Origin of the sequence: Mucilaginibacter sp., assembly GCF_039207105.1 — a bacterium.
Classification (GTDB): Bacteria; Bacteroidota; Bacteroidia; order Sphingobacteriales; family Sphingobacteriaceae; genus Mucilaginibacter.
In genome coordinates this window covers 1-6611 of record NZ_JBCECK010000218.1, presented here as the reverse complement: position 1 = coordinate 6611, position 6611 = coordinate 1, and the positions used below count along the sequence as shown (strand labels likewise).

Annotated in this window: 3 protein-coding genes; all 3 read right to left on the bottom strand. The window is 41.0% G+C overall.

The genetic code is table 11. The features are described from left to right. Nucleotides 1-546: 546 nt before the first annotated feature. Nucleotides 547-2112 (bottom strand): hypothetical protein, encoded by a 1566-nt coding sequence (locus tag AAGC65_RS24060; RefSeq protein WP_343115009.1) that lies wholly within the window; start codon nt 2110-2112, stop codon nt 547-549. Between the two features lie 333 nt (nt 2113-2445). Then, complete coding sequence (locus AAGC65_RS24055) at nt 2446-4290, bottom strand: glycosyltransferase family 2 protein (protein WP_343115008.1); 1845 nt, start codon at nt 4288-4290, stop codon at nt 2446-2448. Between the two features lie 115 nt (nt 4291-4405). Then, nucleotides 4406-6490, bottom strand: a complete 2085-nt coding sequence (locus tag AAGC65_RS24050; protein ID WP_343115007.1) for a cellulose biosynthesis cyclic di-GMP-binding regulatory protein BcsB — start codon at nt 6488-6490, stop codon at nt 4406-4408. Nucleotides 6491-6611 lie beyond the last annotated feature (121 nt).

Sequence of the window (6611 nt, the reverse complement as noted above, 5' to 3'; positions counted from 1 at the left end):
GAAAGGATGTAAAACTTAAAGCCTCAGTATAGCACTGAGGCTTTTTTGCGTTTAAACACTTTTCCACTTTCCATCACCACCACCTCTGTATCCACCTCTACCCCCCCCCCAAACCGTTCATACTGAGCTAAACTCTCAGCCTCCGCCAGATCAGTCGTGAACTTTATATTGCTTTGGGTTTGGTTAATAAGCTAATGCCGAGGTGATTTCCTGTCTGAATCAGGATTTTCAGAATTAAAGAATTTTCAGGATGGGAAGTTTTGAAGTAGCACTCTATCTCTCAATGGCTTGTCAGACTTACGAAGTTTTTAAACTTCGTAAGTATTTATATTGCTTTCGTAGCTTTTTTCTGATACAAAGTATCAAGCGATAAATTTAGAGGTGGCTATTTATTTTGGTGTGCTTAACACAGGTCGATGATAAGTACAGTTCGCGATTGCGTTATCGTTCCTCCTAGCAATGACATGTTTTTCACCCCATCCCGCAAAACAGAAAACCCGCCGTTGCCGGAAGGTTTCCTCGGAATATTAATAAGTTTAAACTCTTCTACTGCGTCGCGATGATCCGGTAAAGTATCCAATTATCGGTTTCATATACCCTGCGGTAATTTACTCCGCTGTTTACTATTCTGATCAGCGGGATATAGCGGTTATTGAGTTGTGTGTAGCCGGTAAACGGATTTTTAGGGGTTGCTATGAGTATATAGTCGTCGTAACGGTAGGGCGTTTCTATGGCGCTCAGAAACACTTCCTGGTAGGGGAGCGTAAGTTTATGGATGTCGTTTGTAAACGCGGCGATAGGGTAAGATATGGCGTCGTCCATTAATACATGAGCATCTTTAGGGAGGCTATTAATTACGCCGGCCATTTCCAGGGTTTCGCTCTGGTCTGTATTTGGGGTGCGGTTTATTAGCGTGGTAATAAACCTTTTTTCGTCGGTTATTAATGATTGGTTCAGGAAAATGTAGCCGGTATATAACTGGATCAGTATAATAACTGCCAGCACTATTTTTAATAAGCCCTGCCTTTTTATAGTGTGCGACTTAAATACAAGGCACAATAACGCAAGAATTAGGAAAATGAGGTAATACTCGTAGTTGAGGAATAACTTATCGTACTTGATGTGCAAAAATTCGATAAAGGCAAAAGGTGTTAAAATTGTTAAGGCCTGGTAGGTACTTTCCCTAAATAAATAAATAGCCAATAACACCATCGGGCAAAAATAGATAACCCTTACCGATACCATAACTGAAAGTTCGGGCAGTTGATAGTTGGCGCTCGTGGTGGCTATATCATAATTCAATTTATCAACCAGTACATTCCAGGTAGCGTAGGGGCTTTCGATAAAATAATTCAGATCGTTGGCATGGGTGAGGTTCAGGAGTTTATAACTGATCACCGATGCTATGGGTAGAATGAACAGGATAATATAAATAGCGAACGTTTTATTGATGAGCTTGCGGCGCAGGGAGGGACTGTTAAAACTTAAAAACAACCTGAAAATAGATTCCTTTTCGCCCAGATTTAAGCTTGGTAGGGTGATAGCTAATACCAGCGGAACGAAGAAGAGCGTAAGCCAGACAAACTTATAATCGCAAAAAATGAGGATCACCAAACATATACTGGCCAGCGAAACGTGGAAGGTTGTGTTTGACCGGTAAAACTTGAGCAGGTTAAAAAAGAACAGGTAAAAGAATATCAGCACCATGTAAATGGCTTTTCCTGAGCAGGCGGCATACAAAAGGCCCGGGTGCAGAAAAAACAATATCAGCATCATGTACAGATAAAAATCGTCATGATTGCGTTTAGTGAGCGACCTACTGATGATGTAGAATAATACAGCCGTACCAATAGCTGATGCTATTACCGGCGCCAGATATGAGTTAATTGCGCTGAAAATGAAAGTTGTATAAAATGGCAGCAAAGGTGATGTAAGCCCCATTACCTTAATACGGTTGCCCAAGCCCTCAAAAACTATTTTAGTTTTTTCAATATAAAAGATACTCTCGTGGTTATAATAGCCCAGGCGGTTTAAATAAATACCAATAACCAGGTAATAAGCGCCAAGTATCAGGGATAAAATAAAGAGGTATTGATTTTTTGAAATCTTCATCAGCAATAATCTTATTTAACGTTTAGCCTCACCCTGCCCTCTCCAGGGGAGAGGGTAATAGTCCATGATAGCATGGTATATAATTGACTCACCCGGTCTACGCTTCGCTGGACCGCCCTATCTTCGCCTGGGGCGGAAAGAGGGTGGGGGAAATTGATTAAGGACGAAAGCCAAAGGAGCAAAGAAAATATTTTTTCCACCCTCTTTCCAGCGAAGCTGAAGAGAGGGGCGACAAGCGTAGTGATGTCGGGGTGAGTCGAGAAACAGCCTGATTTGCTGCAACTGCCTCTTGATGGGATATTACTCTTTGAGGAGGATTTAGGTGAGGCTGATCTATTTAATAACATTGGTTGGGTTATTAACTTTACTTAATCCGTGATTGGTTTTTTCCCAGTAAAAAGGGTTTACGATAAGCTGGTACAAGCCCATATAAGCTGCCGCCGAGTGCATTAACCAGTAAACCGGATTGGCAATGGCAAATAATATCAATTCAAAAAAACGACGTTTAAATACAGCCATCATGTTAATGTAGATCATGAGGATGTTACCCACCATCAGGTTAAATATCGACATGAACAGCACCCAGTCCGGAAACAGTGTACGCATGGTTGAAAAATCAAATATCAGGTAGCTGATAAATATGGCCAGCAAAAGCGGGTATACTAAAAATGTGGCCGATGTTGCACCGATAAAGAAGTTAAAACCAAGAAACCCCCGCCATCCAATCTTTTTTACCAACGCAGCTGGGTTGCGCATGTGTACCAGGTAGGTTTGCATATACCCTTTTATCCACCGTGAACGCTGGCGTATCCAGTTAAAAGGTTCGTTATTGGCTTCCTCATAGGTGGTGGAATTGATAATGGCCACTTTATAGCCTTTGGCATAAGCACGCACACCCAGATCGGCATCTTCGGTTACGTTAAACGGATCCCAGGCGCCCAGCCCAACAAGGGCATCCATTTTAAAGTGGTTGCTGGTGCCGCCGAGCGGTATGGGGATATCAAGTGTATCAAGCCCGGGCAGCATGTAATCAAACCAGTAAGAATATTCCAGCGTGAACATCCGGGTTAGGAAGTTTTCGTTACGGTTAAAGTAGTTGAGGGCACTTTGTACGCAAATATATTTTTCGGGCAGTTTGGTAAATAAAGCCACTACCTTTTTTAGCTGATCGCTATCCGGAATATCCTCGGCATCATAAATGGTTAAATACTTACCTCTTGAAAAATACAAGCCGTAATTGCAGGCCTTGGGTTTTGTTTTGGGCAGATGATAAGGTACTACGATTACTTCAAACACACCCGGGAAGTCAAGGTTTTGCACTGCTTTCAGGGTTTTATCATCATCTTCCTCAATCAATAATTTAATATCCAGCTGTTCGCGTGGATAGTCGAGGCTTTGCAGGTTCCAGATCAGTTTTTTGATCAGCTTATCTTCTTTATAAACAGGTAGCAGTATGGTATAAACCGGGAGGGTGTCGTCAACTACTTTTCTCACATCATCTTTGGTAACCGCCTGGTGCAGCTCAAACCTTGAACCTACTAATGCCAGGAATAATTTAAAGATAATAGCTACCAGGAAAAACGAACTTACAATTACATTGATAATGATAGAGGTATTTTTGAAGCTTAAAACCAAACCTATAGCAACAATACCGATGACAACAAAAATGGCGATCAGCTGCGGATTAGTAAAGGTGGTGGAGGCCGAACTCTTCGGATCGCGCTTTAAAAGTTCAAAAACAGATGCCTTTACATATTTTTCGCCAAGCAGTTTGTGGCTTAGCCAGGTAATATCCAGATCGCTGGCAGCAATGATCTCCGGCTCCTTATCGTAAGTGAATCTGATATAGTCGATAAAAAACAGATCACTTGGGTCGCTCATTAAGGTTACCACCTTATTATTTTCAATGCGCAGCGGAAGTGCTATATGATCATTGGCAAATTTCAGGTCAATTTTTTTTAATACATCGGTATCAAAAGCCTCTTCCCTGATTGGTGCAAATGTAAAGCCCGCGTTGATTAATGAACGTTCATAGTTTTTGCGGGATATATAGCCAAAGTTAAGCGCGATCTTAACATATGACATGCCCGATTTTTCTGAAAAATTGCTGATCTTTTCCTGATCGCCTGGCGATATGAACCCATCGTTAACCAAAAGATCAGGAATAGAAATAGTCATTATCAAAGTCTTTTTAGTATGAAGTATTGAGTGATGAGTTCTGAGTAGTAAATTTTTTCTGTAGCGATTTATCGTACTTATAACTCAAAACTTACTACTCAGAACTCAATACTGATTAATCATTAAACAATTCTTGTGATTTTTGAACTTTTGAACGAACGTACAGGAACGACAGCAATATCAATATCAATATACCTAACAGGATGTACAGGTTATAGTTGTCCCAGAAACGGGTAAGGCCGCTTTTGGTATCCACATATTCCAGGTTTTCGCTTGATTTATTGATATTGAACAGGTATTTGTTGGAGTTGACATCAGATATACAAACGTTGCTTGACAGGGTTGAAAGCTGCTCAGTAATTGATTTGGAAGCGGCTAAAAACGCTTCGGAAAGATGCTTGCCTGTGGCGGTAAGTACCAGTGTGGCGTTATTGCTGCGGCCATAAAATATCTGGGCCAGTCCGTTTGATACCGTGTCTGACAGGGAGTAAACCGGTGTATTATTATCGGTGTTATATAGCCTGAAATCCTTCCTGAAATTGATAGGCGCGTCGGGGAACTCATCTAACAATTTATCATCTTTTGTCAGCAGCGCTATGATGTTATATTTTTTGAGTTCTTCGGGCTTAATTTCGTCAGAGTATACAAACTCAGGGAAGTTATTAGCGTTGATGTTGTTGTTAAGTTCGTAAATAATTTCGCCAAGGGCGCCGGCGGCATATTTTGCATAATCGCGGCTTACAGCAATGCGCGTAGTACCGGTGTTAAAGGCTTCCGGGTATTGGTAAAAGCTCAGGCTGCTGGTAATGAACGGGTTTTTTGATTCCAGGTATGATTTATCCACATCAACTTCGGCAAAAAAGTTGATGAAGCTGTCGCGGCAATGGCCGGTGGTTGGGAAAAACCTGAACTCAGCCTCCAGCGTATTGTATTTATGGTGCTGATAACGGTTAATGGTTATGGATGTATTTAACTTTCCTGATGCATCCAACTTTTCGCTGCTGATAAGCAAGCCATTCAGATAAATGTTAAAGAAACCGCGGTCGCCGGGGCTTAGGCCGCTGTAATTGGCCACAAAATGAATTTCAACTTCCTTAGGAGTGAAGCTAAAATCGCTGTTTTTAAAAGAGTAAGCACTTTTTAATGAACCTATGCCTGATAAGAAATCGCTTACGCCACCTATTTGTTTTAAGGATAGTTTTGAGCGGTTTTCGTCGATGCTTTTGAAGAAAGTGTTTTGCGCTTTCTCGATCAGCAGGTAGTCGCCGTAAGTTGAGTTCAGGATATTCATATTACCCAAAGCGGTAATAGCTTTATCGTAACCGGCATCATCACCACCGGTAACAAATAATATTTCTTTTGCTACGGTTTCCTGGCTTACCGTTTTAACCGGTGTCAAAATACCATTTGGCGCTGCAACCATGCGGGTAATGGTATCGGTAGCCAGGCTTACTGATTTGTGCAGGTAAAATAAGCCCTGATCATTTTGAGGGGTTACTTTTACTAACGCGCGTTTATCTGCAGGCAGGCTGTTGATGTTGCCCACTTGTATATAGTTGCGGATGCTATCGGGCAATTTACCTTCTTCAAATACCTGTATGTTACGTATTTGGGTCTTTTTTAACCTGGAGTAAGCCCAGGCTACTGCCTTAAGGTCATGCAGGGAAGGGTTGGCCGGGTATACAATAGCTTTTTTTGAATCGAAGCAATTGCTAATGTTCACGTTATCAAAAAAGTTCTTGTTGTTTTTTTGTAACGCCAGGAACGAGTAGTTTTTAATCTTTAACCAAAGAGCCGGGTTATCCAGATCTTTACACTCATCATCATTGATAGTCAACAGGGTTTTGATCTGTATTTTCAAAAACTTATCGGGCGATAAGTCTGCACGACTGAGGGGCAGAACAATTTTTTGGATAGAATCCTTAGTTAACCGGTTGCTAAAGGCGGGTTTATTATTAATAACAATATTAATGAATGAACGCTCTTTGATCAAAGCCTGCGAAGGTTCAAAATACAGCACCAGTTTGCTGCCGTTCATTTCTGTAAGCGGTGTTATTTTTACATAAAATGAATTGGCACCACTCATTCCATATATAACATCATCATCATGGCCAAGCGATTTAAATGTTACTATGTTTTGTGCCCTTGTTGCTGTACTCAATAAAAATACAAAGGCTAATAGTGATAAAAATTTATTCATCTGGTTGTTAATATTAATTTATAACGAAAAATTCTACTCTGAAATAATTACCATTATCGTCACTGCGATAGGTGAGTTCGCCACCCATTTCCTGGGTCATTAGTTTGGCTATAGATAACCC